The sequence below is a fragment of the Streptomyces sp. NPDC097981 genome (genome assembly GCF_040302565.1).
Taxonomy (GTDB): domain Bacteria; phylum Actinomycetota; class Actinomycetes; order Streptomycetales; family Streptomycetaceae; genus Streptomyces.
The window spans coordinates 30,778-53,920 of record NZ_JBEORW010000041.1 but is presented as its reverse complement, the minus strand read 5'-3'; the positions used below and the strand labels follow the sequence as shown (position 1 = coordinate 53,920).

The window sequence follows — 23,143 nt, the reverse complement described above, 5'->3', positions numbered from 1 at the left end:
GAAGCCTGCGGACGCCCCATGGGGCGTCCGCTCAGGCGGCCGCGGTGAGTTCGCCGCTGATGTGGTGGGCCCAGTTCCGGATCCGCTCGGTGTTGCGGAAGTCGCCGCCCTTGCCGAACCGGACCAGGACCTTGGCGATCGGTCCCGGTGTGTACATGGTGATGCTGCCTCCGAAGGTGACGTGCTCGCGTGCGCCCAGCCGTTCCATCTGCCGGGACACGGCCGGAACCGGCGCGATCTCGTGCTGGTCGGCGGAGCTGTCGACCGGGCCGCTGCTGAACAGGAACACGGGACGGTGCTTGAGATAGTGCTCGTTGCGCTCCGCGCAGTGCAGGGCCTTGCCGCTCCACCGGCCGGCGTACAGGGACCCGCCGAGGACCACGGCGTCGAAGCCCCGGACATCGTCCACGTCGTCGGCGGGCAGCACGACGGCGTCCAGTCCGTCCTCGCGGAGGGCCGTGCCGATCTGCGAGGCGATCCCGGCGGTCGCGCCGTGCCTGCTGCCGTAAGCGACCAGCACCCTCTTGGCGGTCATGACTGCTCGCTCGTCCGGGGGGCCTCGGAACGCTTGACGGGGATGCTGCGCCGGCCGGCCGGAGGTTCGGTTTCCATCGGGACGCGGACCGTGAGGATGCCGTCCTCGTAAGCGGCTTCGACCCCGTCAGTGGGGATCTGGCCGGGCAGGCGGACGCTGCGGCGGAAGGACCCGTAGCGGAACTCGCTGTGGTCCTTGTCCTCCTTGCTTTCGGTGTGCTCCGCACTGACCATGAGGGTGTCGCCGTCGACGGTGATCTCGATGTCCTTCTCCGGGTCCAATCCGGGCATCTCCGCTCGGAGTGTGTACGTGCCGGCGCTGCTGGTCACCTCGATCGGGATCGGGTGCGTGTCGAGGGCCGGCCGCCACATCGGGAAGCGGGGGGAGTCGGCTCCGAACCAGTCGGTGAGGTCGGGGAAGAGGCTGCGCCTCCGCTCCATCTGCGTGCCTGACATGGGGTGCTCCTGGGTTTCCGGCGCCGTGCGACGGGCGCCTTCGTGCGGGTTCTGACACCACTGTCGGCCCGCCGGCCCACGATCCGCTTGGGCCTGTCGGGGCAGCCCAGGGACCGTTCGGCCCCCAGCCGGGCCGCTCGTGCTGCCGGGCACCGCCCAGGCCGCGTACGACGACGCCCGGTAGGGCCGCCCGGTCCCTACCGCAGGCCCGGGTGGCCCAGGCCGTGGAGCGTCCGGGCGGCGCACGCTGTAGCCATGTCCGAGGTGACCACCACAGATCTGTACGAGGTCACGATGGCGATGTCGTACCTCAGCGAAGGCATGCGCGCCGAGGCGACCTTCAGTCTCTTCGTGCGGGACCTCCCACCGGGGCGGGGATTCCTGGTCGCCGCCGGCCTGGAGCCGTCGCTCGACTACCTGGCCCGGTTCGAGGTGACGGCGGAGGACGCCCGGGTCTTCGCCGAAGCCCTTCACCGGCCCCCTGTGGATCTCGCTCCGATGGTCGGGCTGCGGTTCGACGGCGAGGTGCGTGGGGTCCCCGAGGGGCGCCTGGTCTTCGCCGGCGAGCCGCTGCTGGAGGTGACCGCGCCCCTCCCCCAGGCCCAGCTCGTCGAGACGTACCTGCTCAGCCAGGTCTGTCACCAGACGGCCGTCGCCTCCAAGGCGGCACGCTGTGTCCTGGCAGCCCGTGGGCGACCGGTGGTCGACTTCTCGCTGCGCCGCAACCACGGGCCGCAGGCCGGCTTCCAGGCCGCCCGGCTCGGGGGCCTCGTCGGTTTCGCCGGCACAAGCAACGTCGACGCCGCGGTCCGGCTGGGCTTGGCCGCCTTGGGCACCATGGCGCATTCGTACATCGAGTCCTTCCCGTCCGAGGAAGAGGCGTTCCGCGCCTTCGCCCGCACCCACACCGGGCCGGTCACCCTTCTCGTCGACACCTACGACACCGACCGGGGAGTGGCGACCGCTGCCCGTGTCCTGGCCGAGCTGCGGCGTGGTCCTGGGTGCGCGATCCGACTCGACAGCGGAGACCTCGCAGAGCTGGCCCGCCGCTCGCGCACCCGGCTGGACGCCGCGGGCCTTTCGGACGTGCAGATCGTCGCCAGTGGCGGCCTGGACGAGTACGCGATCGACGGCCTCGTGCGTTCCGGGGCACCGATCGACGTCTTCGCCGTGGGCACCCGCGTGGGCGTCGCAGCTGACGCACCCTATCTGGACGCCGCATACAAACTGGTGGCCTACGACGGGCGGCCGGTGATGAAGCTGTCGTCGGCGAAGGCCACCGCCCCGGCGGCCAAGCAGGTGTACCGCCGGCCCGGACAACCGGATGTGATCGCCTTGCGCGACGAAGCGGCTCCGCCGCTCATGGAGCCGCTGCTGGGCCCGGTGATGCGGAACGGCCACAGGACCGGCCCGCCTGACGCGCTCAACGCCGCGCACTCTCGTTTCGAGGCCGACCTCGTCGCCCTTGCGCCGGAGGCCAGGCGCATCCGCGCCCCCTGGCCTCCTGCCCCGACCACCTCGGAGCGGCTGTCGCGGCTCACCGGGGAGGTACGGAAACGTCTGCTCTCGCAGATGGGTGACCCACACGGCCGTCGCGTCATGGACGGTACTCCACCCGGCGACCGGTGAGCCGGTGCGGAGCGAGTCTCATCCAGTGCGTCCGCGCGCCGCCCGCCCAGGGCTCGGCGTGGGCGGCCCTGGCCAGGCGCTCGAGTACATCGGGATCGGGTGCCGTCTCAAGCACCCCCACGGCCAGCACACTCCACCCTCTCGCCGCCACCTCATCGATCCGCTCCACCTCGATGGCGGCCTCGGTGCCTGCGGCCCGCGCCAGCACGGTGTCGACCCCGGTCCGAAATGCGATCTCGCCGTCGATGACCAGGTAGTTCACGGGGTGGACGGCGGGACCGTCGGCGGTGAAGACGGCCATCCGGCCGATGCCTCGGACGCCGAGCAGCCGTCGGCACTCCTCCTCGTCCAGGACAACCGGCTGGGCGTCGGTGCGGGGTGTGCCCGCCGGTGGCCCAGGATCGTGAGCGGGGCCCGTGCCCGCCAGGGCGTCGACGGTCGTGCCGAGTGCGTCCGCGAGGTGGACGAGCGTCCCGACCGTGGGGAGGGCGACATGGTCTTCCAAGGAGGCGATGTAGTGCGCGTCGGCACCGCAGCGCTCCCCCAGTTCCTCACGGCTCATGCCGGCCGCTGTTCGACGGGCGGCGAGACGCCGCCCCAGGTCTGTGGTCATGGTGTCGGCCCTCCTCCAGCGGCCGAGGAGCCGCATGCTGCGAGTGCGGGACGGGCCCTCTTTCCCCGTCCCGTACCGCCAGGCTGGGGCATTCCCGGCCGCACCGCATGGGCCGGTCGGTCCCCACTACGTGCGACAACCCCTCACCGCAGCCGAAACCCGGTGACCAGGGCCGGCATGATGCGGACGGCGCCGGGGAACGTGCCTCCGACCCACTGCTGGAGGAGGTGCGCGTAGCGTTCCAGCTCGCGGGGGTCGGTAACGGCGGTGACGTAGCGGGTGGCCACCACGCTCCACCCGAGATGGGTCTCGGGGTCGATGGTGCCGGCTTCGTACGCGACGACCACGCCGGTGCCTTCCTCCGCTCCCATCAGGGCTGCCAGCGTCGCCCCTTCGTGGGGCCGGACGATGATGTCGCCGCCCTCGACCAAATGGTTGACCGGGCGTACCGCGGGCAGGGCGTGCTGTGTGAATACGATGTGCCCCAGCCCCACGCTGCCGAGCAGCTCCAGCGCTTCTGCCGCAGTCAGTTCCTCCACCTCCCGGACCGGGACCGCGGCTGCGGACTCACTGACACTGTCGGGTGATCGGCTCTTCATCGTCGGCACCCCTCGATCCGGCTTCGGGTCGTCGGGCCTCGCCCTCAAGAGGTCATTTCAGGGGAGCGGCAGTTTCGGGGTATGGCTACGCAGCACCGCGAGCCGCCGCGCGTACTCCTCGTCGTCGATCTCTCCTCTCGCGAACCGCTCCGCGAGGAGTCCCTCGGCCCCGTTGCCGAGTCCGGCTTCCGGGGCGGAAGGTGCCCGCCGGTCCGCGCCCTCCCGCTTGTAGGCGCCGGCCACGAGAACGGCCGCTGCGACGATCAGAGCCCAGACGAGGAGCGTGGTGAGTGACATGGCGAACCATCCCCAACCGCCCATGCCGTGGCCGTTCCAGTACATCTCGCACCTGCCAGGTTCGACGGGGTCGGCGGCTGCGAACAGGCCGTCCGATTTCCAAGGTTCCCGGGCGGGACGGGTCCTGGCATGGGCCGTTCGGGGCCGGAAGGGGGCCACAGGGCCCACGCCGGGAAGCCGACGGCAGGCCGAGACCGGAGACGCACGTACGACAGGAGGCAGTCCATGAGCACTCCGGCCCCCACCCGAATCGCCGTGGCACTGCCGGCTGCCGCACCCGCCTGATGGAGATGGCCCGAGAGGTGAACTTCGCCGAGGGAACCCGTCTCTTCCGTGAGGGCGGCCACGCCGACAGGTTATGGATCGTCCGGTCCGGCACCGTGGCTTTGGACGTCCATGTGCCCGGCCGACGCGCGGCGGTCGTCGAGAGCCTGGGCGCCGGCGAGTTGGTCGGCTGCTCGTGGCTGGTCAAGCCGCGCACCTGGCGCCTCGGCGCCGAGGCGATGACTCCCGTACGCGCGTACGAGTTCGACGCGGCGGCGTACGGATGCTGATGGACGCCGACCCCGCCTTCGGCCACTGGGTCGGCCAGGTCCTCGCCCACCGCCTGCAAGCGACCAGGTTCCGCCTGCTCGACCTGTACGCCCCCTGTGGAAGCGGCAGCTTCCTGTGAGGCTGAGGCCCGTTTGACCGGAGCACCGGCTGCTGAAGCAGGGCGGGCGTCAGTCACAGCGTCGGCGGGGCGAGGGGAACTTCCCACTCCAGGCGGGTGCCTCGCGTCCCATCGCTCCGCCCAGTGATCTCCATCCGCCCTCCGAGCTTCTCGGCCCGTTCGGAGAGGTTGCGCAGGCCGCTGCGCAGGCCGCCCTCCGGCATGCCGACCCCGTCGTCGGTCACGGTGAGGGTCAGCACGCCGTCGGCCGCGGCGACGCAGACCTCCGCGCGCGTCGCCTTGGCGTGTCGGGCGACGTTGCTGAGTGCTTCGCCGAGGACGGCGAGGGCTGCGTCGGCAACGGCTGGCGGCACGTCGGTGTCGATCAGACCTTCCATGCGCAGTGCGGGGGCGAAGCCGAGGCCGGGTGCGGCCTCGTCCAGGGTCTGGACGGCCCGGGAGCGCAGCTTCGAGCCGGTCCCGGGTTCATGCTCACGCAGGCCGAAGATCGTGGAACGGATGATCTTGATGGTGGCGTCGAGGTCGTCGACCGCGCGGGCGAGCCGTTCGGATACCTCGGGGTGCTCTGCGAAGCGCTGGGCGCTCTGGAGGGTCATGCCCGTGGCGAAGAGGCGCTGGATGGCGAGATCGTGCAGGTCGCGGGCGATGCGGTCGTGGTCCTCCAGCAGGCTCATCTGCTCGGCGTCGCGCCGACGGTCGGCAAGCTCCAGGGCCAGGGCGGCCTGGCCCGCGAACCCGGGCAGTGCGGCGACCTCCACGGGGGCGAACGCGGGCCCGCCGTGGCGCCGGGCGAGCAGCAGGACGCCGCTGAGCTTCTCCTTCGTTCCGACGGTGACGGCGACGGCAGGGCCGAATCCCTTCCACCGTTCCGGCTGCACGGTGACACGGGCGTCGGACTCGATGTCGGTGACGGTAATCAGGCCTTCTTGGGCCAAGGCGGCCTCGACGAGGGTGCCCCGGGTGCTGGGCAAAACGATCCCCTGGTGCGCCTCGGCGGCCTCTCCGAGGGCGAGGGAGCCGCGCAGCTCGCCGCCGGTTCCGATGAGGTAGAAGACGCCCATGTCGGCGCCGGTGATGTCCTTGGCCCGCTCCAGCATCCCTTCGAGGACCTCGTCCTGCGGCAGGCCGGAGAGCAGGGCGCTGGTGATGTCCGCACTGGCCGCCAGCCACCGCTCGCGCAGGCGGACCTCCTCGAACAAGCGCGCGTTCTCGATGGCGATGCCGGCGGCGACGGCGAGGGTGGACAGGACCGCCTCGTCCTCGGCGTCGAAATCGGCGCCGCCGCGCTTCTCGGTGAGGTAGAGGTTGCCGAAGACGTCCTCGCGGACCCGGATGGGTACGCCCAGGAAGGAGTGCATCGGCGGGTGGTGGGCCGGGAAGCCGTACGAGGCGGCGTGCTCCGACAGCTCAGACAGTCGCAGGGGCTCCGGGTGGCGGATCAGCTCGCCGAGGATCCCGTGGCCGGAGGGCAGGTCACCGATCTGCGCGCGCAGCTCGGCACTGATGCCGACCGGCAGGAACTGGGCGAGCTTCCTGTCGTCACCGATCACGCCCAGCGCGCCGTACTCGGCGTCCACGAGGACCACCGCGGCCTCGACGATGCCGCGCAGCACCTGGGGCAGGTCCAGCTCCCGGCCGACGGACATAACGGCTTCCAGGAGCCCGTTCAGCCGGTCACGAGTTCCCCTGACCTCGTCGATCCGTACTTGGAGCTCGTCGAGCAGCTCATCCAGCCGCAGCCGCGGCACGCCCGACCCGGCGGACCCGTCGCCTGCGCTCATGCCCCACCTCCGGCCGACCGCAACGGTGAGAGGACCACGGGTCCACCGTAGCTCCGGCCGGAGGGAGCTTCCAGGTCAGCCGACGGCTATCCCCGTTCCCCGTGACCGCCTCCTCCGGCAGGGCTGGACGCCCTTTCGTGCAGGTGCCGGACATGGGCGTCGGGGCCCGGGAAGAACACGGTCGTGCGGCCCGTGTCGGACCAGCGCACGTCGTAGGGCGGGGTGCCGTCGTCGTGGTGCAGGGCCACGACCTCGCCGTCCCTGCCGGGCTGGCCGACGGTGGGGCCGCCGACGACTATCTGGTCGCCGACCTCGGCGTGGATCCCGGGCCCGGGATCCGGTGCATAGGCGTTCATCAGCTTGCCCTTTCTACGGAATGCGCCCCGCAAGAGCCGGGCGGCTGCGAAGGCGGAGACTGCGGCGGCTACGGCGAGCCAGACGCCGGTCAAACCGACGGGCTCGGTGTCGAGCAGCGACTGCAGGAAGGGGACGTGCAGGGCGGCCATCGCCAGGACGGCGGATCCGGCCACGGAGGCGGGCAGGAACAGGTTCTTCCTGGTGATCAATTGGGCGCGCAGACCGAGGGCGACTCCCAGCTGGGCCGAGAGCAAGGCCAGGAAGAGCACACTCTGCCAGGGCAGGCCGACGGCGCGGGCAGCGATACCGGCGAGCAGGCTGAGTGCCGTGACGGCGGACGCGAGAATGAGGAGTCGCTGCCACACTCCCGCGGCGAGGATGTGCTGGCCGGGCGGACGGGGCGGGCGGTGCATGGCCTCGGGAGCGACGGGCTCCGCGCCCATGGCCACGCCCGTGAGGCCGTGGGTGAGAAGGTTGATCCACAGGATCTGGCCCGCGCGCAGCGGCAGGGCCAGGCCCAGCAGCGGGCCGATCAGCATCACGAGGATCTCGGCGGCTCCGCCGGCCATGGCGTAGACGAGGAAGCGGCGGATGTTGTCGTAGACGCGTCGGCCTTCCTCAACTGCGGTCACGACGGTGCCGAGCTCGTCGTCGGTGAGGACGAGGTCGGCGGCCTGCCGGGCCACTTCGGTACCGCGGGCGCCCATGGCGACGCCGATGTCGGCCTGGCGGAGGGCCGGGCCGTCGTTGACCCCGTCACCGGTCATGGCGGTGACGGCGCCGTGGGCCCGCCAGGCGTGGACGATGTCCAGTTTCTGCTGCGGGTCGGTGCGGGCGAAGACCCGTACGCGGGTGAGGTCAGTGTCCGGTGCGGCGGCCAGTTCGGGGCCGGTGAGGACCTCTCCGGCCCTACCGTCCTTGACGAGGCCGGTGCGCTCGGCGATCGCACGTGCCGTGGCGGGGTGGTCTCCGGTGATCAGGACGGCGGTGATGCCCGCGTCCCGGCAGGACGCCAGGGTCGCGGCCGCGGCGGCTTTCGGCGGGTCGCTGATGGCGACCAGCCCGAGCAGCAGCAGTTCCTGCTCGGCCTCCGCGGCGGGTCGGTCCCACACCAGCCGTTCCGTGCCCGCCACCGCCAGCACGCGGAACCCCTGGGCGGCCAGAGCGGCGGCCTCCTGGCGGGCTCGGTACAACAGCTCCGGCGGATCGGCGAGAACGAGGGACGTCAGGACGGCCTCAGGTGCGCCCTTGAGGCAGACCAGCACGTTCCCGTCGGGAAGGTGGTGCAGCGTGGTCATCCGCCTGCGGAGGCTGTCGAAGGGGGCCTCCGCGATCCGGGGGCATGCCCGGTGCAACTCGGCCGGACCGGGGCAGCCTGCTTTGACAGCGGCTGACAGCAGGGCGGCCTCCATGGGATCGCCCACGGCGCTCCAGGCGTCGGAACCGGGTCCGGGAGGCTTGAGGCCCGCGTCGTTGCACAGGGCCGCTGTGGTGAGCAGCTCCCGCAGCGGGCGGAGCTCCTCAGGCGTCAGCGGACGTCCCGCGCGGGTCAGCTCGCCGTGCGGCTCGTAGCCGCTGCCCGACACGTCGGCGCTGCCGGAGGGCGTCCACAGGCGCTGGACGACCATGCGGCCCTCGGTGAGGGTGCCGGTCTTGTCCGTGGCCAGGACGCTCACCGAGCCGAGGGTCTCGACGGCGGGCAGCCGGCGGACGAGCGCACCCCGCGCCGCCATCCTGCGGGCCCCGAGGGCGAGGGCCAGCGTGACCACCGCGGGCAGCGACTCGGGGACCGCGGCGACGGCCAGACTGATGGCCGTGACGGCCATGGTGCCGGGTGCCAGCCCCCGGAACAGGCCCCAGGCGAAGAACAGCACGCACAGGGCGATGGTGACGACGGCGAGAACGCGGCCGAGGGAGGCGAGATGGCGCTGGAGCGGCGTCGGTTCGTGACCGCCGTCGAGCAGCACGGCGATGCGCCCGAGGGCACTCGCCGACCCAGTGGCGGTGGCGGTGGCGGTGCCGCGTCCGCGTACGACGGTGGTGCCGGCGGACACGGTCTCCCCTGCGGCCTTGCCGACCGGTTCCGACTCGCCGGTGAGCATGGATTCGTCCATCAGGAGTGCGGACGCCTCAGCGAGATCCGCGTCCGTGGCGACGATGTCGCCCTCGCCCAGCAGCAGGGTGTCCCCCGGGACCACGAGCGCCGCGGCCACCTCGTGCGCGGTGCCGTCGCGCAGCACCCGGGCGTGGGGGGCCGAGAGGGCGGAGAGCGCTGCGACCGCACGGTCGGCCCGTACCTCCTGGGCGACCCCCACGGTGGTGTTGACGACGATCACCAGCCCGATCACGACGGCGTCCGGGTGGTCGCCGATCGCGATGGTGAGGAGGGCGGCCCCGAGAAGTACCATGATCAGCGGGTCCCGGAGCTGGGCGAGCACCCGCTGGTACAGGGGCGTCGGCGGGGGCGGCGCCACCTCGTTGCGGCCGTAGCGGACCAGCCGGCGTTCGGCCTCGGCCTGTGCCAGGCCAGCGGGATTCGGGGCCCGTACGGGCGCTTCGTCGGTGGTGCGGCTGGTCATGGCAGCCTCATCGCTCCGGGACGGTGATCACCGGGCAGTGGGCGCGGTGCAGCAGGCCGTGCACGGTCGATCCCAGGCGCATGCCGGTGTATCCGCCCCGGCCGCGTCGGCCCACGACGACAGCCAGGGCATGCTCGGCCGCCTCGGCCAGTTCCTCCACCGGGTGGCCGATCGGCACCTCGTGGGTGAGGCGCACGTCCGGATACTTCTCGGACAGTCCCGCGGTGCACTCCGCCAGCAGGGCCCTGTGGGCCTGCAGGGCGACCTCCTCGTCGTGGAGCAGGAAGACCGGCGGCTGCCACACGGAGATGGCCCGGACCTCGGCGCCGCGCAGATCGGCCGCGTCGAAGGCGAACTGGAGCGCCGTGGTCGAGGCGGCGCTGCCGTCGATTCCCGCGACGATGTACGGCGGCTGCTGGGTGGTGTGCGGAGCGTCGCCCACGACGACGACCGGGCACGGGGCCTGCGCGGTCACGGGCACCACGAGCGATCCGGCGCTGAGCACTTCCGCGACACGGCCGAGGTGGCGGGAGCCGAGCACGACCATGCGTGCGTGCCCTGCCGATCCGGCGATGACCGCGGCGGGGAAGCCTCCCCGCAGATCGGTGGTCATGCCCAGCTCCGGATGCCGTTCGCGGACCCAGTCGCGGGCCTGTTCGAGCCTGTCGGTGCCTGCCCGCCGCAGGGCCGTCTGCCGTGGGGTGTCGTCGACGTGATGGGTGTCGTGCTGGGGCGGCACGGCGAGCACCAGGCGCACCGGGAGGTGCCGCAGGTGGGCTTCGTCGGCGGCCCAGGCCAGGGGAAGGTGCCATTCCCGTTCGGGGTCGATGCCGATGAGGATGTCACGGGCGCCTTGCCCCTGGCCGGTCATGCCCGGCTCCCGAAGTCGGTTCCCGCACGGGGGATGAGGAGCACCGGGCAGTGGGCGTGGTGCAGCACGCTGTGGGTGGCGCGGCCCAGGCTACGGCCGAATCCCAGCGGGGTGGGTGCCCTGCGCCCACCCATGACGAGCAGGTCGGCGTGCCGGGACGCCTCGACAAGCACTCCGGCCACGGAGACGCTCTTCTCCGCGTTGCCCTCGACGGTCTGCTCGGGGAACTCCTCGTGGACCACGTCCGTGACGGCCTCCAGGACTGCGGAATGCTCGCCGGCGATCGCATCGGCGTCGTCGAGCATGGTCACGACGTTGCCGACGGACTGGAGGATGTTCCACACGTGCAGCAGCCGCAGCGACGCCTTGCGCAGCTCAGCCTCCCTCGCGGCGTACCGGGCACACACGAGGTCGTGCTCGTCTCGGACGGCGGCGAGGACGGTGCCCCGCTCCTCCGTCCCGTCGGCGCCGCGGACGACGATGACCGGGGTCCTCGCGCCGGCTGCCGTGTCGAGGCCCACGGAGCCCAGCATGAGCGAGTCGAAGCCGCCGAGGCCTCGGCTGCCGACCACGATGGTGCCGCGCAGGCCACCGGCCCGGTGCAGGCTCGTGACGGCGTCCGCGCGGCTGAATTCCGTGGTCACGTGCAGGCCGGGATACTCCGCGGCCACTGCCCTCGCCGTTTCGTCCAGGAGTTCACGGCCGGCGGCACGGACCCTTTCGATGGTCTCCACCGACAGGTACAGGGCCCTGCCGTCCGTGTTGGCACCGTAGACGATGTGCAGGGGACGGCTGCGGCGTACGGCCTCCCCAGCGGCCCACAGGGCAGCATGGCGTGCCGACTCCGAGCCGTCCACACCGACGATGACCGAGCTGGTGTCCGGGGTGCGGATGGTGCTTTCCACGGTCACTCCCAACCGAGAAGCCGATGGGGGACACCACCCACGCTGACACCAGCGGTGCGGCGGGAAGAGGGCCGCACGGGGACCGCTCCCGGGACCAAAGGTCCCCATCGCGACGGCCCGGCCCGTTCCGCCGCAGCCGGGTGGCCCTTCCGGCCCCGGGACGGGACCGTTCGGCCCTCGATTCCCCCTCCCTTCCGGCGGAGGGTGAAGGGCACCTGGACGCAGGACTTCGGCCTCCCACGAACCGGAACCGCAGGAGGGCCTCATGCAGCACATCAAGGTTGCCGACCTGATGACCGACGAGGTTGTCTCGGTGACTCCCGACACCCCGTTCAAGGACGTCGCGAAGCTCCTCGCCCAGCACGACGTCTCCGGAGTACCCGTCCTGGACGACGAGGACCGCGTCGTGGGTGTCGTCTCCCAAACCGATCTGCTGGCCTGTGCGGCACCACTCCCCCACCCCGGCCCGCAGACCGGCACGCCGACGCCGCCTCCCGCAGCGAGTGCCATCATGTCCACGCCCGCCATCACCGTCCGCGCAGAGGAGACCGCAGCTGACGCCGCCCGGCTGATGACCCGCCGTGGCATCGAGCGCCTGCCTGTAGTGGACGTGGAGGACCGGCTCGTCGGCATCGTCACCCGCCGTGACCTCCTGCGCATGTTCGTGCGCCCTGATGCGGAGATTCGCCGACGCGTGCAGGACGCCCTCAGGGACGTCGTGGGGGTGCCGGTGGGCGACGTCAAGGTGCACGTCGTGGACGGCATCGTCACCCTGGAGGGCATCGTGCAACGCGAGAGCCAGCTGCGCTTCCTCCGTGCCCTCGTCGAACGGGTCGACGGAGTCGTGGCCGTCGCCTCGCACGTCACCGCCCGTACCGACGACACGGCGATCACCCAGGCCGGGCCCGCTCGTCACGCGATGCCGTGGTGACGCCGGGCCACCGCAGGAAGGAGCTGGTCATCGTGAAGAACCATGTAGCGGTCGGGGTTGACGGCTCCGCCGAGAGCCGGGCGGCCGCCCGTTGGGCAGCGCAGGAGGCCGTCCTGCGGCAGGTACCCCTGCGGCTCGTCCACGCCGTCGACTGGCCCCTGGACCCGATCCTCCCCGGCCTGGGCAAACAGGACGTGGACCGGTGGGCGGACCAGGCCCTGACCGAAACGGCGCAGGAGCTGCACGGGCGTCATCCGCGCCTGGAGATCACGACCCGCTGCCCGAAGGGCCGACCGGCGGCCGACCTCGCGGCCGAGGCCGCCGACGCCGCGCTGCTGGTCCTGGGCTCGCGCGGCCTGGGCGGCCTGGTCGGCTTCCTCATCGGCTCGGTGGCGCTGTCCACCGTGGTCGCCACCAATACCCCGGTCGTCCTCGTCCGCGTCGCGAACGATCCGGACGGCCCCGGCACCGGTACGGCCGCCGAAGTGGTCGTCGGCGTCGACATCCACGAGGCCGGCGACCGGATGCTCGCTTTCGCCTTCGAAGAGGCGGAACGACGCGGCTGCCCGCTGCGAGCCGTACACGGATGGAAGATGCCGCCCGCCTACGCGTACGTCCCCTTCTTCGACCCGGACAACGAGCGGGACGTAGGACGGAGCGTCACACACATGGTCGACGACATGCTGCTGCCCTGGCGGCACAAGTTTCCGAACGTGCGGGTCACCACCAGCGTGTTCATGGGAGCCGCAGGTGAGCATCTCGTCCAGGCCTCCCGAGGAGCGGGACTGGTCGTGGTCGGCCGCCACCTCCGCCGCTCGCCGCTCGGCGTACACCTCGGGCCCGTCGCCCACGCGGTACTGCACCACGCGGCAGCACCCGTGGCCATCATCGCCCACGCCTGAGGAGCCCAGACCTTCCGCGGACCGATCGCAGAGGAAAAGCCATGAAACACCTGCGCACCGTCGACGACGTCATGACCCACGCCGTGATTTCCGTCGATCACGACACCGCGTTCAAGGACATCGTGGAAACGATGCGGATATGGAACGTCATCACCCTCCCCGTGCTGGCCGTCGACGGACGGGTGACCGGTGTCGTCTCGGAAGCCGACCTGCTGCTCAACAGCAGGGGTACCGATCCTGACCGCGCGACGACCGCGGAGCGGCTGATGACGCGTCCGGCCGTGACGGTCACGAAGGACGCCACGATCCCGGCCGCGGCACGTCTGATGGCACGCCGCCACCTCAAGCGCCTGCCCGTGGTCGACGGCGACGGCCGCCTGATCGGCGTCGTCAGCCGCGGCGACCTGCTGAAGGTATACCTCCGGCCAGACGCCGACATCGGGGCCGAGATCCGTGAACTGATCATGTACCAGCTCGTCCCACGCGGCTCGGCCGAGATCCACGTCCACGTCGCGAGCGGCGTCGCCTACCTGTACGGCTCCCTGACGGATCCCAAGCTGGAAGACGTGGTGGTACGCGCCGCCGGCACCGTACCGGGAGTCGTCGACGTCAAAGCCGACTTCACGGTCCCCGTAGCTGCCTGAGGGAAGGCCCCCATGAGGCACCGCAGCGTCGCAGAACTGATGACACCGACTGCCATCACGGTCCGCCCCGGCACGGCGTTCAAGGAGATCGCCCGGCTCTTGCAGGAGTTCGACATCACCGCCATGCCCGTCGTCGACGAGACCGGGCGCCCCGTCGGCGTCGTGTCCGAGGCCGACCTCCTTCGCCGCCACACCGCCGGAGGTTCACCGACCGCCGAGGACCTCATGACGAGCCCCGCCGTCACGGCCCGCCCCGAGTGGAGCGTGGTCCGCGCGGCACGGGTGATGCGGCGGCACGGAGTCAAACGCCTGCCGGTCGTCGACGAGGACGGACGAGTGAGCGGCGTACTCAGCCGGAGCGACCTGGTCCAGCTGTTCCTCCGCCACGACCACGCCATCCAGGAAGAAGTCGTGGAAGACGTCCTCACCCGGACTCTGGGCATCGCTCCCTCCTCGATCACCGTCGCGGTGGACGACGGGCTGGTGACACTCAGCGGCACAGTGTCCCGTCCCGAGCTCCTGCCCGTGATCGTCCGGCTCTGCCAAAGCGTCGACGGCGTCGTGGACGTCGACAACAGACTCATCCGTGCCCCGGCCACCGCTGACCGCTGACAGGCGCCGAACGGTCCCCGGTAGGACCGGCCGGGCCTACCGGGGCGCCCGGCAAGCAGCAGAACCTGGAAGCAGCCGTATCCCATCCGAGGAGGAAGAGCATGCCGAACAAGGTCACCGTAGGCCTGGACGGATCGGGCGCAGACATCACCACCGCCGACTGGGCGGCCGGGGAAGCCGAACTGCGCGGCGCCGAACTCGATCTCCTCCATGCAGAGGACTGGCCGGAGTACGCCCCCTTCGCCGTACCGCTTCCCGAAGCCCGTAGACGCTGGACCGACAACCTCCTCGTCGGCACCCGGCAACGACTGGCAGGTGCACACCCCGCCCTGGCCATCCACACCCGCCGTGTCGACGGGCGCGCAGTGTCCGACGCCCTGGCGGCAGCCGCAGCGGACGCGGACCTCCTCGTGCTCGGCTCACGCCGGCTCGGCGCGGTCGCCGGGTTCTTCGTCGGTTCCACCAGCGCCGACACCATTCCCCGGACGGAGACGCCCGTCGTCCTCGTCCGCGCGGTCGCAGATCCTGGCAGTACAGCCGGGCACGAGGGGGAAGGCGGACCGGTGGTCCTCGCAGTGGACCTCCGCAGCAATTGCGACCGGCTGTTCGCCTTCGCCTGCGAGGAAGCCCACCGGCGGTCCTGCCCGCTCGTCGTCATCCACGGCTGGTCACCACCGCCCATGTTCTCCTACGCTCCCGCCCTCGATCCGGGCGTCGAGGGGGAGATCGCCAGCGGGATGGAGGCCACACTCCGGGAACTGCTGAGTCCCTGGCAGCTGAAGTACCCCCGACTCACAGTCGACGCACGCGCCGTCATCGGCCAGCCGGCCGTCCAGATCCTGGAGGCGGCATCCGGTGCGGCCCTCGTCGTCGTGGGCCGACGTACCCGCCACTCGTCACTCGGCACTCACGTCGGCCCCATCACCCACGCGGTGATGCACCATGCCACCTCCCCGGTCGCCGTCGTCGCACACGGCTGAGGACGCACAGACAGGACCGGTCCCGTGACCGCACCACATCTTGATCACGCCGTCGTCACCGGGATCGTCGATGACGCCATCAGCGCTCCGTCCATGCACAACGCCCAGCCCTGGAAGTTCGTGTATCGAGCTCCACGGCGACCTGGAGCGCGCCATGACCCGAACCGATCCGGATCACCGCGCCCTCCATCTCGGCTGCGCCGCCGCACTGTTCAACCTACGTGTCTCCGCGGCCTGGCACCGGCACCGCGTTCGAGTGCGTTTGCCGCCCGACGACACACAACCATGGCTACTGGCCACGGCGACCGTCGACGAACATGCCGGTGAGGAACACGAACTCGCCGCGCTGCACCATGCCGTCCAGCGTCGGCACACCAGCCGCCACCCCTTTCCTGCTGGACGGTGAGCTGACCACGGCGGGCCGGCCCCGTGTGCACGCTCTCAACGGGATAGCGCCACGTGGCGGGGGCAACGGTGACGCGCGTCCCGCTCGGCCCGTCACCAGCCCGGTAGGCGGCCCTGCCGACCGTGACGGCTTGGACGTCGTGCCGATGGCGGGCGACCGACTCGGCTGCCGTCGGTCCAGGCGGACCGTCCGAAGGCAACACCGCAGAACACGGCGATGAGGCAGGCCACGGCGAAGGCGGCATGCAGACGGGTACGGATGCGGTCGGCCTTCCGCCGAAGCGGGTTGCTCCCCTGTCCCTTCGTCCGGTCGTCCATGATGTGCCTCCGCGCTGCGTGCATGCCGGCCCGGCCACCCGGTTCAGGCGGCGGAGAGCTCGGCGCTGATGTGGTGCGCCCAGGACTGGATGCGCTCGGGAGCACGGAAGTCACCGCCCTTGCCCTGGCGGAGCATCGAGCGCGCGAGAAGTCCAGGAGTGCGGGCCGTGACACTGCCGCCGAACGTCTTGTGCTCTCGCGCGCCGATGAGCCGCATCCGGCGGGCGACGGCGGGCACCGGGGGGATGTCGCGTTCCTCGGCGGAACGGTCGAGGGGGCCACTGCTGAACAGCCAGACCGGGCGATGCCGGAGCGACTCGGCGTTGCGTTCGGCGCACCGCGCGGCCTTGCCGCTCCAGTGGCCGGCGTACAGGGCACCACCGAGCACCACGGCGTCGTAGCCGCAGACGTCATCGACGCGGCCGGCGGGCAGGACGACGGCGTCGAGGCCGTCCTCGCGGAGGGCCTTGCCGATCTGCTCGGCGATACCGGCGGTGGCTCCGTGCTTGGTCCCGTAGGCGACCAGGACCTTCTTGGTGGTCATGGCGGGACTCCTTGTCTCATCCTCGTGGGGCTGATGACACTGTCACGCGGACGGAGGTTCCGCATGGGCCGGACGGATCCCGGCAGGGACCATTCGGTCCCCGCCGTAGCGCCGCTCCTCGCCTGCTGCCACATGCTGCTTGCCGGCCGGGAAGCTGTCCGGGGCGACGGAGACCGAGTCGATCTCGATGCCTACGAGGAAGGCGGCGAAGGCGGGGGCGTCGCTGGAACGCTGCCCGCACAGCCCCACGGGACGTCCGACGGCCCTGGGCCCGCGGCACGAGGAGGTGTCGCCGGTGGCGAGACCGTACTGCCAGAGATTCCAGGCGATGGCCGACCCGACGTGGCGCTGGAGGTGGGAGTGGTCGGGAAGCCAACGGCCGGAGCGGGGGTTGAGGTGCAGCCTCTGCGTCTCCTCGTCTCCGCGGTATGGGGTCACAGTCAGGCTGCGCCCCGCCCCTCCACAGCGCTTGGGCCGGTCGGCCCCTGCCGAGGGGACCGGTCGGGTCTCGTCGGCGCATCATGGCGGATGCCACGGTGGAAGCCGGCACCCGTCCCCGAAAGGAGAGCCGCTGCCATGTCTCAGTCGGCCCTGTCTCCATCTTCCCGCCCGGCCCTGCTGAGGTTCCTCGGTGGTATCAGGACGGTCACGGGCAGCAAATTCTTGGCCGAGAGCGACCACGCCCGGATCCTCGTCGACTGCGGGCTCTTCCAGGGTGTCGCGGACCTGCGCCGCCGCAACTGGGACAAGCTGCCCTGCGACGCCCGGGACATCCACGCCGTCGTCGTCACCCACGCGCATCTGGACCACTGCGGATATCTGCCGCGCCTGGTCCGGCACGGCTTCCGAGGTCCGATCCTGACCAGCGCACCCACGGCCCGCCTCGCCGAGATCGTGCTCCGCGACAGCGCGAAGCTGCAGATGGAAGCCGCCGAGCACGCCAACCGGCACGGCTGGTCCAAGCACCGGCCCGCCAAGCCGCTCTACGACGATGCCGACGTCGACCACACCGTGAAGTTCTTCGACCCGGTCCCCGTCGGCAGCGAGGTCGAGATCATGGCCGGGACGAAGCTCACCCTCCACCACGGCGGGCACATACTCGGCTCCGCCTGGGTGCACCTGACCCTGGAGGACGGCCACACGCTCGCCGTCAGCGGCGACCTCGGCCGCCCCGGCCACCCACTCCTCCTGCCGCCCGAACCCTTCTCGGGTGCCGACGTCCTGCTCATGGAGTCCACCTACGGCAACCGGCGCCACGACCACGAGTCCGCCAAACGAGAGTTCGCGTCCGTCATCACCCGCGCGCTCTCCCGCGGCGGCACGGTCGTCATCCCGGCCTTCGCCATCGACCGCACCGAGGTCGTCCTGCACGAACTCGCCGCCTTGCGCGCCGACGGCACCCTGCCCCGCCACGTGCCCGTCTACGTCGACAGCCCCATGGCCCTGGCAGCCCTCGACGTCTACCGTGACGCGGTCCGGTCCCATGCCCCCGAACTGCGCCCCGAGATCGTCGCCGCCGGCGAGACCGCGATCAGCCCGGAGCCGTTCCTTGCCGCACGTACCGTCCAGGAATCGATCGACATCAACAGCACCACCGGACCGGCGATCATCGTATCCTCGGCCGGTATGGCCACCGGCGGCCGCGTCCTGCACCACCTCCACCGCATCCTGCCCGACCCCCGCAACGCCGTCGTCATCGTCGGCTTCGCCGCCGCCGGCACCCGCTCCCGGGACCTGGTGGACGGCGCACGGGTACTGAAGATGTTCGGCGAGTACGTCCCCGTACGCGCCGAGGTCGCCGACGTACCGCACTTCTCCGCCCACGCCGACGCCGGCCAGATCATCGACTGGCTGCGCACCGCACCGGCCCCACACACCACCTACCTCGTCCACGGCGAGGAGACCGCCTCCGAAACCCTGCGGGACCGCATCGACCACGAGCTGGGCTGGACGGCCGTCGTACCCAAGCCGGGCGAGGCCGTCCTGGTCCGCTGACCTGGGCCGGACGGTCCGGTGGTCTGCACCGCGCGGCCCTCCCGGCCCCTGCAGCACCCGGCGCACGGTGAGAGGGAAGGGTTGGAGGCACACCATGAGCACCATGCACAGCATCCTCGAACGGATGACTCCAGAAGCCCGCGAAGCCTTGCTCGCCCACTCCCACCAGGTCACGTTTCCGGCCGGCACCCGCATCCTCAGGGAACACCAGCGGGCCGAAAGGTTCTGGATCACCGAATGCGGCACGGTCGGCCTCGAAACCCACGTGCCCGGCCACAAGAACGCCGTCATCGACACCCTCGGCTACGGCGAACTGCTCGGCTGGTCCTGGATGTTCCGCCCCTACACCTGGCACTTGGGCGCCACCGCCTCCTGCGAGGTCCGCGCCCTAGAGTTCGACGCCGCCGCCGTACGGGGGCTGTGCAGCGAGGACTCGGTCATCGGACGGTCCGTCTCCACTGCCGTCGCGGGCGTCATCGCCGACCGGCTCGACGCCACCCGCACCCGGCTCCTCGACCTGTTCGCCCCTCACGGCAGCGGAACCCCGCTCGCCTACGCACGCTGAGGACCGCCATGACCTCCACCCCGTACACCGTCGCCGACGTGATGACCACCAAGGTCATCGCCGTCACCCCCGAGACCGGCTTCAAGGACATCGTCTCCGCTATGGAGCGCTGGAAGGTGACCGCCCTCCCCGTCATCGAAGGCGAGGGCCGCGTCGTCGGCGTCGTCTCGGAGGCCGACCTGCTGCCCAAGGAGGAGTTCCACGAGCACCGCCCCGGCATGATCGAACAGATGCGCCGCCTCGGCGATACCGCAAAGGCCGGCTCCACCCGTGCCGAAACCCTCATGACCACACCGGCCGTCACGATCCGCCCCGACGCCACCCTCCCCCAGGCCGCCCGTCTGATGGCCGACCGCCACATCAAGCGCCTCCCGGTCGTCGACGCCGACGGCACCCTCAAGGGCATCGTCAGCCGCGCCGACCTCCTCAAGGTCTTCCTCCGCAGCGACGACGAACTCACCGAAGAAATCCGCCAGAGCGTCGTCGAACGCCTCTTCCCGCTCTCGCACAAAGGGGTCACCGTCACCGTCACACACGGCATCGCCATCTTGACGGGCAGTGTCCGGGACGATCACCTGATCCCCATGGCTGAGCGCCTGGCCCGGTCCGTCGAGGGCGTTGTCGACGTCCACTCCCGGCTGGAGGCGCTCACCGAACCACGGGCCTCGGGGAAAGCGGCTGCGCCAGGAGCAGACCGGGGACGGGGAGAGGCGCAGCCGTGAGCCAGCATGCACCTGATGTGAGGCTGTTCGAGTATGGAACTCGGGGCAGACATTCGCTGTCCACGGAGGTGAGGGCGATGACGCTTCCGTCGCGGCGCCGGATCGGCGGGGCGGTCGAGCCGGACGAGCCCTGCGGCCGCAGGCACCAGTTCCTTGGTGTGCCAGGGGCGTCGCACACGCCATTCCGGCCCACCGATCAGGCACCGCGCCCGCCAGAGGTCAGCACGACTACCAGGGCACCGCGATGAGCACGGCTGCGGCGCCGGACCCCTCAACCGCCGGGACTGCCGGCGGTGTGGGGGTACCGGAGCAAACCGCCAGTCCAGACGTCGTCACCTTGACGATGAATCCGACAATCGACCTCTGCTGGGAGGTCGAACACCTGGAGGGCACCGGCAAGAACCGTGCGCGGGTCAGGTCGGTGGCCGTCGGGGGCGGAGGAATCAATGTCGCACGTCACATCGTGCGGCTCGGAGGACGGGCCACCGCCGTCCACACGGCCGGAGGCGAGGTCGGACTGCGTCTCAACCGGCTGCTGGACGAAGAGGGCGTCGATCACGTCGCCGTCGACATCGACGACGACACCCGCGAAGCACTCGTGCTGTTCGAGGCCGAATCCCGCCGCAGTTACCACGTCGTGCCACCCGGCCCGCAACTGCACGAACGCGAAGGAGAGCGGTGCCTGGAAGTGCTGGAGCGGTTCGTCGGCAGTTGCCCGTACGTCGTGGCCAGCGGCAGCCTGCCCGGCGGATTGCGCGACGATTATTTCGCGGCCGTCGCCCGCCACGTCAAGGAAGCCGGATCCCGGCTGATCCTGGACACCTCCGGGCCGGCGCTTCGGGCAGCGCTCGCGGAGGGCGTGTTCCTGTTCAGGTGCAACCGGACGGAGGCCGAGAGCCTGACCGGCCAGGCGGTCAGGGGCTTCGACGACGCCCGGGCCCTCAACGAGCGCCTGCTCGCCACGGGGGCCGCCGAGGTCGCCGTCACCACCCTCGGAGCGCTGGGCGCACTGTGCTCGACCGGCCACGGCCACACCGAGCTCTACACGCCGCCGCTGCCCGGCGAGCCCCTGAGCGATGCAGGGGCGGGAGACAGCATGGTCGCTGCCCTCGCCGCACAGCTGGCCGCCGGAGAGGATCCCGTCAGCGCCTGCGCCCTGGGCGTGGCCACAGCCGCCGCAGCGATGCTCACCCCCAGCACCGAACCCTTCGACGTGGCCGTGGCGCGATCCCTCCGCTCGCAGGTGCGGACCGCCAGCAGTGGCTGAGAGGTGTCTCGCCGCATCCCCGGCGATACGGACTCCGGCTTCGGTCGCCTCGTCCCCGACGCGTCCCGCTCACTGCCGAACCCGCCGAGTGCCGAGCGTCTCGGGGCCGCTGGAGGACGTTGGGGCGGTGCCTGCGCCCAAGTCGCAGAATCCTGGGACTATCCGAAGGGAACGACGGCGACCGGTGCGGCGCAGTGGTGGATCACGGCATGCGCGACGTGACCGATGTGGGGTCCGAGCGGCGCCGGATGCCGGCGCCGCCCGACGACCACGAGCTCCGCGCCCTTCGAGGCCTCCACGAGCTGGACTCCGGCGGCTCCGACGACGGCTTCTTCGATGACCTGGACGTCCGGGTAGCTCCTGTGCAAGGGCCGGACCAGCTCCGCCAGAGCGGACGCGACCTGGACGCCGACCGTCTCGCCGATACCTGGATCGGCCACTATTGCGTGCACGGACGGACCCGGCAGGGTCCATCCGTGCACGACGCGAATCGTTGCGCCTCGGCGCGCCGCCTCTTGGAACGCGAAGGCGAGCACGGGCGCGTTCGGATGACGGAGGTCAGCGCCGACGAGGACCTCGCCGCCACCCGGCCCGGTCGTCACTGCCACAGGGGAGGCGTCCGCCGTGTCGGCGCGTACGAGGACGACCGGCTGGTGGGAGCTGCGGACGACGGCCAGAGACACGGACCCGGCCAGGAACCCCACGAACCCGCCGAGCCCACGGGAGCCCAGCACCATGAGATCTGACTCGTCCGCGGCCGCACTCAGCAGGGAGCCGGCGCGACCACGCGCCTGTTCAGTCGTCACCTCCAGCCCCGGGTGGTCCCTGCGGAGTTGCTCTGCCGTGTCGCGGAGCAGTCCCGCGGACCGCTCCGCACCGTAGGCGGCGATCGGGTAGGGGATCGCGGGCGTGACGGGCCACTCCTCCACGTGGACCAAGTGCAACGGAACCTCGCGCAGTACGGCCTCGCGCGCGGCCCAGGCCGCCGCTGCGAAACCTTCCCGGGATCCGTCCAGGCCCACGGTGACCTGTACCGTCATGGCGTACCTCCTCCTCGACGCGCCGTCGCGGCACGGCCGGATGCATTCGGCCGGGTGCGACCTCCAGCTTGGCGCTCCGGCTGCGATGGTGTGAGGGGCCAACAGGGGCAGACAGCTGCCCGAAGGGCCCATGCCCGAGGCCGACGGATCGCCCACAGTGGCAGCACCCACCGGAACCGGAGGTACGGCCATGACCGACACTGCACCGGAAGGGTCTGGTACGCGGCTGCCCGGGGACGCACACCGGCTCGATGTCACCCACGTCGATGGTGACGTCTACGTGGTCGACGTGCGCGGGCACCGCCTCCGTGTCGACCAGCCCACGGACGCGGGCGGAACGGACACCGCGCCCACGCCGACCGAGCTGTTCGCAGCGTCCCTGGCCACGTGCGTCGCCTTCTACGCGGGGCGCTACCTGCTCCGCCACGGCCTGTCGTGCGAGGGTCTGGGCGTGCGGACGGAATTCGCCATGGCCACCGACCGCCCCGCCCGGGTGGCCGCGGTACGCATGGTGATCGTGCCGCCCTCTCAGCTGCCCGAAGAGCGGCGCGCGGGCCTTCTCGCCGTCGCGTCGCACTGCACCGTCCACAACACGCTCCAGCGGCCGCCGGAAATCGGCATCGACCTCGCGTCGTAACCGCCCCCGCCACAAGGCAGGCGGATAGGGAGGCGCATGCGCACGTGGCCCCTGGCGCGGAACCGGTCCGGCGCGGTCAGCCGGACAGTACGCCACGACGGACTGCCGGCCACATTCGTGCACATGTTTTCCTATGGCCGGCCCCTGATCGAGGAACGGGCGGCCCAACTCCACAAGACGTGGACTTTCCTGGCAGGGACACTGGACTCGGATCGCAGACCGACTCGTAGGAGCGATGTGATGGCGGGATTCCGGGATTTCCTGATGCGGTTCCGGCCGGTCGGGCT

The 23,143-nt window shown here is 71.2% G+C and carries 24 protein-coding genes and 2 pseudogenes; 13 read left to right on the top strand and 13 right to left on the bottom strand.

Going from position 1 to position 23,143, the window contains the following annotated elements:
- Positions 1-31: 31 nt before the first annotated feature.
- A complete protein-coding gene (locus ABTY04_RS31210; protein WP_352216781.1) occupies positions 32-535 on the bottom strand; it encodes a flavodoxin domain-containing protein in 504 nt (167 codons plus the stop codon).
- Complete coding sequence (locus tag ABTY04_RS31205; RefSeq protein WP_352216780.1) at positions 532-990, bottom strand: Hsp20/alpha crystallin family protein; 459 nt, start codon at positions 988-990, stop codon at positions 532-534. The genes ABTY04_RS31210 and ABTY04_RS31205 overlap by 4 nt, the downstream gene beginning before the upstream one ends.
- A 255-nt stretch (positions 991-1,245) precedes the next feature.
- Here ABTY04_RS31205 and ABTY04_RS31200 point away from each other — a divergent pair, with 255 nt between their 5' ends.
- The gene (locus ABTY04_RS31200; RefSeq protein WP_352216779.1) at positions 1,246-2,619 is read left to right on the top strand and encodes a nicotinate phosphoribosyltransferase; all 1,374 of its coding nucleotides are present in this window, start codon (positions 1,246-1,248) and stop codon (positions 2,617-2,619) included.
- Here ABTY04_RS31200 and ABTY04_RS31195 read toward each other — a convergent pair.
- From ABTY04_RS31195 to ABTY04_RS31185, 3 genes are all read right to left on the bottom strand, one after another.
- On the bottom strand, positions 2,588-3,232 hold the full coding sequence (locus ABTY04_RS31195) for a helix-turn-helix domain-containing protein (RefSeq protein WP_352216778.1): 645 nt from the start codon (positions 3,230-3,232) through the stop codon (positions 2,588-2,590). The two genes, ABTY04_RS31200 and ABTY04_RS31195, sit on opposite strands and share 32 nt — an antisense overlap.
- A gap of 143 nt (positions 3,233-3,375) precedes the next feature.
- Positions 3,376-3,831 (bottom strand): pyridoxamine 5'-phosphate oxidase family protein, encoded by a 456-nt coding sequence (locus tag ABTY04_RS31190; protein ID WP_352216777.1) that lies wholly within the window; start codon positions 3,829-3,831, stop codon positions 3,376-3,378.
- Between the two features lie 57 nt (positions 3,832-3,888).
- Positions 3,889-4,128 (bottom strand): SHOCT domain-containing protein, encoded by a 240-nt coding sequence (locus ABTY04_RS31185; protein WP_352216776.1) that lies wholly within the window; start codon positions 4,126-4,128, stop codon positions 3,889-3,891.
- Positions 4,129-4,412: 284 nt separating this feature from the next.
- Here ABTY04_RS31185 and ABTY04_RS31180 point away from each other — a divergent pair.
- A pseudogene (locus tag ABTY04_RS31180) lies at positions 4,413-4,801 on the top strand (Crp/Fnr family transcriptional regulator).
- Between the two features lie 53 nt (positions 4,802-4,854).
- On the opposite strand, the gene ABTY04_RS31175 reads toward ABTY04_RS31180, so the two are convergent.
- From ABTY04_RS31175 to ABTY04_RS31160, 4 genes are all read right to left on the bottom strand, one after another.
- Positions 4,855-6,582 (bottom strand): sensor histidine kinase, encoded by a 1,728-nt coding sequence (locus ABTY04_RS31175; RefSeq protein WP_352216775.1) that lies wholly within the window; start codon positions 6,580-6,582, stop codon positions 4,855-4,857.
- 86 nt (positions 6,583-6,668) lie between these two features.
- Positions 6,669-9,518, bottom strand: a complete 2,850-nt coding sequence (locus tag ABTY04_RS31170; RefSeq protein ID WP_352216774.1) for an HAD-IC family P-type ATPase — start codon at positions 9,516-9,518, stop codon at positions 6,669-6,671.
- Between the two features lie 7 nt (positions 9,519-9,525).
- Positions 9,526-10,389, bottom strand: coding sequence for a universal stress protein (locus ABTY04_RS31165; protein WP_352216773.1), 864 nt, complete (start codon positions 10,387-10,389; stop codon positions 9,526-9,528).
- Positions 10,386-11,294 (bottom strand): universal stress protein, encoded by a 909-nt coding sequence (locus ABTY04_RS31160; RefSeq protein WP_352216772.1) that lies wholly within the window; start codon positions 11,292-11,294, stop codon positions 10,386-10,388. The genes ABTY04_RS31165 and ABTY04_RS31160 overlap by 4 nt, the downstream gene beginning before the upstream one ends.
- A 265-nt stretch (positions 11,295-11,559) precedes the next feature.
- Here ABTY04_RS31160 and ABTY04_RS31155 point away from each other — a divergent pair, with 265 nt between their 5' ends.
- From ABTY04_RS31155 to ABTY04_RS31130, 6 genes are all read left to right on the top strand, one after another.
- Entirely contained in the window at positions 11,560-12,225 is a 666-nt protein-coding gene (locus tag ABTY04_RS31155; RefSeq protein WP_352216771.1) for a CBS domain-containing protein, read from the top strand.
- Positions 12,226-12,257: 32 nt separating this feature from the next.
- Entirely contained in the window at positions 12,258-13,127 is an 870-nt protein-coding gene (locus ABTY04_RS31150) for a universal stress protein (protein WP_352216770.1), read from the top strand.
- A 41-nt stretch (positions 13,128-13,168) separates the two neighbouring features.
- On the top strand, positions 13,169-13,771 hold the full coding sequence (locus ABTY04_RS31145) for a CBS domain-containing protein (RefSeq protein WP_352216769.1): 603 nt from the start codon (positions 13,169-13,171) through the stop codon (positions 13,769-13,771).
- Between the two features lie 12 nt (positions 13,772-13,783).
- Positions 13,784-14,383 carry a CBS domain-containing protein gene (locus ABTY04_RS31140; RefSeq protein WP_352216768.1) on the top strand — a complete coding sequence of 200 codons (600 nt, stop codon included), beginning with the start codon at positions 13,784-13,786 and terminating at the stop codon, positions 14,381-14,383.
- A gap of 101 nt (positions 14,384-14,484) precedes the next feature.
- Positions 14,485-15,363, top strand: coding sequence for a universal stress protein (locus tag ABTY04_RS31135; protein WP_352216767.1), 879 nt, complete (start codon positions 14,485-14,487; stop codon positions 15,361-15,363).
- Between the two features lie 154 nt (positions 15,364-15,517).
- Positions 15,518-15,769 carry a hypothetical protein gene (locus ABTY04_RS31130; protein ID WP_352216766.1) on the top strand — a complete coding sequence of 84 codons (252 nt, stop codon included), beginning with the start codon at positions 15,518-15,520 and terminating at the stop codon, positions 15,767-15,769.
- Positions 15,770-16,129: 360 nt separating this feature from the next.
- Here the strand turns inward: ABTY04_RS31130 and ABTY04_RS31125 are convergent, their stop codons facing one another.
- The 3 genes and pseudogenes from ABTY04_RS31125 to ABTY04_RS31115 form a co-directional block, all read right to left on the bottom strand.
- Positions 16,130-16,630, bottom strand: coding sequence for a flavodoxin domain-containing protein (locus ABTY04_RS31125; RefSeq protein ID WP_352216765.1), 501 nt, complete (start codon positions 16,628-16,630; stop codon positions 16,130-16,132).
- Positions 16,631-16,672: 42 nt separating this feature from the next.
- Positions 16,673-16,879 (bottom strand): hypothetical protein, encoded by a 207-nt coding sequence (locus ABTY04_RS31120; RefSeq protein ID WP_502996752.1) that lies wholly within the window; start codon positions 16,877-16,879, stop codon positions 16,673-16,675.
- A gap of 36 nt (positions 16,880-16,915) precedes the next feature.
- Positions 16,916-17,053: pseudogene (locus ABTY04_RS31115) on the bottom strand (hypothetical protein); the annotation flags it as partial.
- Between the two features lie 153 nt (positions 17,054-17,206).
- Between ABTY04_RS31115 and ABTY04_RS31110 the strand changes: the two are divergent.
- The 4 genes from ABTY04_RS31110 to ABTY04_RS31095 all read left to right on the top strand — a co-directional run bounded on the left by ABTY04_RS31110 (position 17,207) and on the right by ABTY04_RS31095 (position 21,179).
- A complete protein-coding gene (locus ABTY04_RS31110; RefSeq protein ID WP_352216764.1) occupies positions 17,207-18,625 on the top strand; it encodes an MBL fold metallo-hydrolase RNA specificity domain-containing protein in 1,419 nt (472 codons plus the stop codon).
- A 94-nt stretch (positions 18,626-18,719) separates the two neighbouring features.
- On the top strand, positions 18,720-19,190 hold the full coding sequence (locus tag ABTY04_RS31105; protein WP_352216763.1) for a Crp/Fnr family transcriptional regulator: 471 nt from the start codon (positions 18,720-18,722) through the stop codon (positions 19,188-19,190).
- A gap of 8 nt (positions 19,191-19,198) precedes the next feature.
- Positions 19,199-19,912: a CBS domain-containing protein gene (locus ABTY04_RS31100; RefSeq protein ID WP_352216762.1), complete on the top strand. Its 714-nt coding sequence runs from the start codon at positions 19,199-19,201 to the stop codon at positions 19,910-19,912.
- A 244-nt stretch (positions 19,913-20,156) separates the two neighbouring features.
- A complete protein-coding gene (locus ABTY04_RS31095) occupies positions 20,157-21,179 on the top strand; it encodes a 1-phosphofructokinase family hexose kinase (RefSeq protein ID WP_352216761.1) in 1,023 nt (340 codons plus the stop codon).
- 158 nt (positions 21,180-21,337) lie between these two features.
- On the opposite strand, the gene ABTY04_RS31090 is transcribed toward ABTY04_RS31095, so the two are convergent.
- Positions 21,338-22,219: a universal stress protein gene (locus tag ABTY04_RS31090; protein ID WP_352216760.1), complete on the bottom strand. Its 882-nt coding sequence runs from the start codon at positions 22,217-22,219 to the stop codon at positions 21,338-21,340.
- A 190-nt stretch (positions 22,220-22,409) separates the two neighbouring features.
- Between ABTY04_RS31090 and ABTY04_RS31085 the strand changes: the two genes are divergently transcribed.
- A complete protein-coding gene (locus tag ABTY04_RS31085) occupies positions 22,410-22,856 on the top strand; it encodes an OsmC family protein (RefSeq protein WP_352216759.1) in 447 nt (148 codons plus the stop codon).
- Positions 22,857-23,143 lie beyond the last annotated feature (287 nt).

What these genes read in the sequence shown, in the direction of transcription:
- ABTY04_RS31210 (WP_352216781.1), bottom strand. Translation starts at nt 535, where the DNA reads ATGACCGCCAAGAGGGTGCTGGTCGCTTACGGCAGCAGGCACGGCGCG.
- ABTY04_RS31205 (WP_352216780.1), bottom strand. Translation starts at nt 990, where the DNA reads ATGTCAGGCACGCAGATGGAGCGGAGGCGCAGCCTCTTCCCCGACCTC.
- ABTY04_RS31200 (WP_352216779.1), top strand. Translation starts at nt 1,246, where the DNA reads ATGTCCGAGGTGACCACCACAGATCTGTACGAGGTCACGATGGCGATG.
- ABTY04_RS31195 (WP_352216778.1), bottom strand. Translation starts at nt 3,232, where the DNA reads ATGACCACAGACCTGGGGCGGCGTCTCGCCGCCCGTCGAACAGCGGCC.
- ABTY04_RS31190 (WP_352216777.1), bottom strand. Translation starts at nt 3,831, where the DNA reads ATGAAGAGCCGATCACCCGACAGTGTCAGTGAGTCCGCAGCCGCGGTC.
- ABTY04_RS31185 (WP_352216776.1), bottom strand. Translation starts at nt 4,128, where the DNA reads ATGTCACTCACCACGCTCCTCGTCTGGGCTCTGATCGTCGCAGCGGCC.
- ABTY04_RS31175 (WP_352216775.1), bottom strand. Translation starts at nt 6,582, where the DNA reads ATGAGCGCAGGCGACGGGTCCGCCGGGTCGGGCGTGCCGCGGCTGCGG.
- ABTY04_RS31170 (WP_352216774.1), bottom strand. Translation starts at nt 9,518, where the DNA reads ATGACCAGCCGCACCACCGACGAAGCGCCCGTACGGGCCCCGAATCCC.
- ABTY04_RS31165 (WP_352216773.1), bottom strand. Translation starts at nt 10,389, where the DNA reads ATGACCGGCCAGGGGCAAGGCGCCCGTGACATCCTCATCGGCATCGAC.
- ABTY04_RS31155 (WP_352216771.1), top strand. Translation starts at nt 11,560, where the DNA reads ATGCAGCACATCAAGGTTGCCGACCTGATGACCGACGAGGTTGTCTCG.
- ABTY04_RS31145 (WP_352216769.1), top strand. Translation starts at nt 13,169, where the DNA reads ATGAAACACCTGCGCACCGTCGACGACGTCATGACCCACGCCGTGATT.
- ABTY04_RS31140 (WP_352216768.1), top strand. Translation starts at nt 13,784, where the DNA reads ATGAGGCACCGCAGCGTCGCAGAACTGATGACACCGACTGCCATCACG.
- ABTY04_RS31135 (WP_352216767.1), top strand. Translation starts at nt 14,485, where the DNA reads ATGCCGAACAAGGTCACCGTAGGCCTGGACGGATCGGGCGCAGACATC.
- ABTY04_RS31130 (WP_352216766.1), top strand. Translation starts at nt 15,518, where the DNA reads ATGACCCGAACCGATCCGGATCACCGCGCCCTCCATCTCGGCTGCGCC.
- ABTY04_RS31125 (WP_352216765.1), bottom strand. Translation starts at nt 16,630, where the DNA reads ATGACCACCAAGAAGGTCCTGGTCGCCTACGGGACCAAGCACGGAGCC.
- ABTY04_RS31110 (WP_352216764.1), top strand. Translation starts at nt 17,207, where the DNA reads ATGTCTCAGTCGGCCCTGTCTCCATCTTCCCGCCCGGCCCTGCTGAGG.
- ABTY04_RS31105 (WP_352216763.1), top strand. Translation starts at nt 18,720, where the DNA reads ATGAGCACCATGCACAGCATCCTCGAACGGATGACTCCAGAAGCCCGC.
- ABTY04_RS31100 (WP_352216762.1), top strand. Translation starts at nt 19,199, where the DNA reads ATGACCTCCACCCCGTACACCGTCGCCGACGTGATGACCACCAAGGTC.
- ABTY04_RS31095 (WP_352216761.1), top strand. Translation starts at nt 20,157, where the DNA reads ATGAGCACGGCTGCGGCGCCGGACCCCTCAACCGCCGGGACTGCCGGC.
- ABTY04_RS31090 (WP_352216760.1), bottom strand. Translation starts at nt 22,219, where the DNA reads ATGACGGTACAGGTCACCGTGGGCCTGGACGGATCCCGGGAAGGTTTC.
- ABTY04_RS31085 (WP_352216759.1), top strand. Translation starts at nt 22,410, where the DNA reads ATGACCGACACTGCACCGGAAGGGTCTGGTACGCGGCTGCCCGGGGAC.